Below are 3,873 nucleotides of genomic sequence, written 5' to 3' on the forward strand. Positions count from 1 at the left end.
CCGCAATCTGTACCGCCCCGGCGAAACCTTCAACGTCTCGGTCCTGCCGCGCGACCTGGACGGCCGCATGCTGGCGCCGTCGCCCCTGACCGCCACCATCAAGCGGCCCGACGGCCGCACGGTGCTGACCACCCTGTGGCAGCCCCAAAAGGACCTGCCGGGCTATATCGAGCGCAGCGTCGATCTGCCGTTGGATGCGCAGACCGGCACGTGGCTGTTGGAGTTGCGCGTGGATCCCGCCTCGCGCGCCCCGGACACGTCCTGGAAATTCCAGGTCGAGGAATTCCTGCCCGAGCGCATGAAGATGGCGCTGACCTCTGACCAGGAGGTGCTCGATCCCGAGGAAACGCTGACCATCGACGTGCAGGGCGACTACCTCTACGGCGCGCCCGCCGCCGGCAACCGTCTGCTGTCCAGCTTCCAGGTCAAGCGCGACCGTTTTGCGCTGCCCCAGCAATGGCCCGGCTTCATCTTCGGCGATGTGGCCGACGATACCCGCCGCCATTTCGAGGAATTGCCCGAAACGGCCCTGGACGACAAGGGCCACGGCCAGCTCGAGGTCGACCCGCGCACCGGCGGCACGCGTTCGCCGATGAAGGTTCGCGTATCGGCCAGCCTGCTCGAATCGGGCGGCCGCCCGGTGGTGCGTTCGATCGAACGCAGCGTCTGGCCCGCCGACCGCCTGATCGCCGTGCGTCCGCAGTTCGACGGCGACGTGGCCCGCGAAGGCGCACCTGCCGGTTTTGAAGTGCTGCGCGTGGACGCGCAGGGCAAGATTGCGCCGCTGGCGCAGGCGCAGATGCGCCTGTACCGCGAAGAGCGTCAGTACTACTGGCGCTTCGACGACCAGCGCGGCTGGAACAGCGGCTACACCGAAACCGACGAATTGCTGGATTCGCGCGAGATCGCGCTGAATGACCGCGCCCAGTTGACCGTGCCCGTGAAGTGGGGCCGCTACCGCCTGGAGATCGCCGATCCCGAAACCGGCCAGACCCTGCGTTACCGCTTCTACGCGGGCTGGAACGCGCAGGACGCCGATTCCATGGGCAATCGCCCCGACCGCGTGCAGATGAAGCTCGAAGGCGTGCCGGCCAAGCCGGGCGACACGGTCAAGCTGACCCTGACGCCGCCGCATGACGGCCAGGCGCTCATCACGGTCGAAGGCGACCGCATGCTGTGGTCCACCTGGGTGGCCGTGAAAGCGACGGGTACGCAGGTCGAGATTCCGGTCGACAAGAGCTGGAAGCGCCACGACCTGTATATCGCCGCCGCCGTGTTCCGTCCCGGCAGCGAGGGCGACCGCGTGACCCCGGCGCGGGCGCTGGGCCTGACCTTCCTGCCCATTGCCAGCGGCGACCGCAAGCTGGACGTCAAGCTGACGGCGCCGCCCAAGGCGGTGCCCGAGACCAAGACGACTGTGCGCGTCAAGGTCGACGGCGCCCAGGGCAAGCAGGCCACCGTGACCCTGTCGGCGGTGGACGTGGGCATCCTCAACATCAACCAGTACAAGACGCCCGATCCGCTGGATTACTTCTTCGGCAAGCACCGCTACGCGCCCGAATTGCTGGACATGTACGGCAAGCTGATCGAGAAGATGGACGGCACCAAGGGCAAGCTGAAGTGGGGCGGCGACGCCGCCATGCGAGGCGACAGCAAGAGCCTGCCCAAGAAGGTCAAGCTGGTGGATCTGTTCTCGGGTCCGGTGAAACTGAACGAGCAGGGCGAGGCGGACATTCCGCTGGACCTGCCCGACTTCAACGGCACGCTGCGCCTGATGGCCGTGGCCTTCACGCCGGACAATTACGGCAGCACCGACACCGAGATGGTGGTGGCGGCGCCTATCGTGGCTGAGCTGAACACGCCGCGCTTCATCACCCCGGGCGACCAGGCCGCGATCGCGCTGGACGTGACCAACATGAGCGGCGCCGAGCAGAAGGTGACGGTCAAGCTGGAAGCGCTCGACCCGCTGGCCATCGTCGACGGCGTCAAGACCGTGACCTTGAAGGACAAGCAGCGCACCACGCTGCGCTTCACCGCCACCACCACCGGTTCGTACGGCCTGGGCCTGATGCGCCTGACCGTCGATGGGCAGGGCGGCGGCAAGCCCGTGCACATCGTGCGCGAATCTGTGCTGCAGGTGCAACCGGCCTACGCGGCCGAGCGCCAGGTACGCCGCCTGCGCGTGGGTCCGGGCGAAGCCAACGCGCCGCAGGCCTCGTGGATCGCTTCCTATTACCCGGATTCGACCACGGTCAGCATGACGGTCTCGAACCGTCCGCCGATCAACGTCAACCGCCTGGTCGAAGGGCTGCTCAACTATCCCTACGGCTGCACCGAGCAAACCATCAGCGCGACGCTGCCGTGGGTCATGCTGGATGAGGAAGCGGCCAAGCAGTTCGGCCTCAAGCCGCGCACCAAGGCCGAGCGCGATGCCAAGGTAGCCGGCGCGATCGGCCGCCTGGCGGGCATGCGCAACGCCGTCGGTTCCTACAACCTGTGGAGCAGCTCGTCCTCGCGCGACGTGTGGCTGACGGCCTACGCCGTCGGCTTCCTGCAGGACGCCCGCGACAACGGTTTCGAGGTGCCCGAGGCATCGCTGGACCGTTCGCGCCAGTGGCTGCTGGAGCAGGTGCAGCAGAGCTCCGGCGCGTTCGGCACCTGGTCGGCCAACCTGAAGCGCAACCTCGAGTCCGGACGCTACGACGTCAACGACGCCAACATCCTGCGGGAAGACCATCGCCGCTTCGCCGGCCTGGCCACTGCCGCGTTGGCGCTGGCGCGCGACAAGAAGGCGCCGCTGTCCACGGTGCGTCAGCTGTACGACAACTACCAGGAGCGCGCCCGCTCGCCGCTGCCGCTGATTCAACTGGCGGCCGCGTTCAAGCTGATGGGCGACGAAGGGCGCATGAAGAGCGCGCTCGACCAGGCCATGGCGCGCGAGTACGGACTCAACGCGCGCCGCAACTCCGGCTATTACGACGACTGGCTGGGCGACTACGGCAGCAGCGTGCGCGACTACGCGCTGGCCTATGCGATCGCCAATAAGTATGAGCTGCGCCATGAGCGCCTGGAAAACCTGCTGACGCAATTGGCCAGCCGCCTGGGCAACCGCTCGTACCTGTCGACGCAAGAACAGATGGCCTTGTTGTTGACGGCTCGCGCACTGGGCGGCGACAAGTCCACGCCCTGGTCGGCCACGCTGACCGTCAACGGCGTCAGCAAGCCGCTGGTCGGCGGCAAGAGCGACCAGAGCGTGTCGCTGTCGGCGGCCGATCTGGCGGGCACGCAGCTGGTGAACACCGGTAGCCAGGCCCTGTTCGTCGAATACGACATCCAGGGCAGCCCGACCGCCACGCCCGCGCCGCGCAGCGACATCATCCAGCTCAAGCGCGGCTGGTACCGTCCTGACGGCCGTCCGTGGGATGGCGGCAGCCTGCAGACCGGCGACATGCTGGTGGTGTGGGTGCAGGCCAGCGCCAACCAGAACATTCCGGATGGCTTGCTGGTGGACCGCGTGCCGGCGGGTTTTGAAGTCGAAAACCTGAACCTGTCGCAAAGCCCCGAGATGCAGGAATGGACCATAGGCGGACGCCGCGTGGCCGAAGCCATGTCCGATCCCAACATCAAGCACCGCGAATTCCGCGACGACCGTTATGTGGCCGCGGTGTCGCTGGGACGCGGCAAGGTGGACGTGTTCTATCTGGTGCGCGTCGTGACGCCGGGCCGCTACGCGGTGCCGTCGACGGTGGCCGAAGACATGTACCGGCCTGAAATCCGGGGCGTAGGCGAGCAATGGAGCACGGTAGAGATCCGCGACCGCGGCGCCAAACGTCCTTGAACCCCGCCGCGGTCGCGGATCTCTACCGTGCTCCA

At 67.2% G+C, this 3,873-nt stretch carries 1 protein-coding gene; it reads left to right on the forward strand.

Features of this window, described 5'->3' with window-relative positions:
* The coding region (locus VIR09_RS22935; RefSeq protein ID WP_332014939.1) for an alpha-2-macroglobulin at positions 1 to 3,838 on the forward strand (3,838 nt) is incomplete at its 5' end.
* Between the last annotated feature and the right edge of the window lie 35 nt (positions 3,839 to 3,873).

Source organism: Achromobacter sp., assembly GCF_036567245.1.
GTDB lineage: Bacteria > Pseudomonadota > Gammaproteobacteria > Burkholderiales > Burkholderiaceae_B > Achromobacter.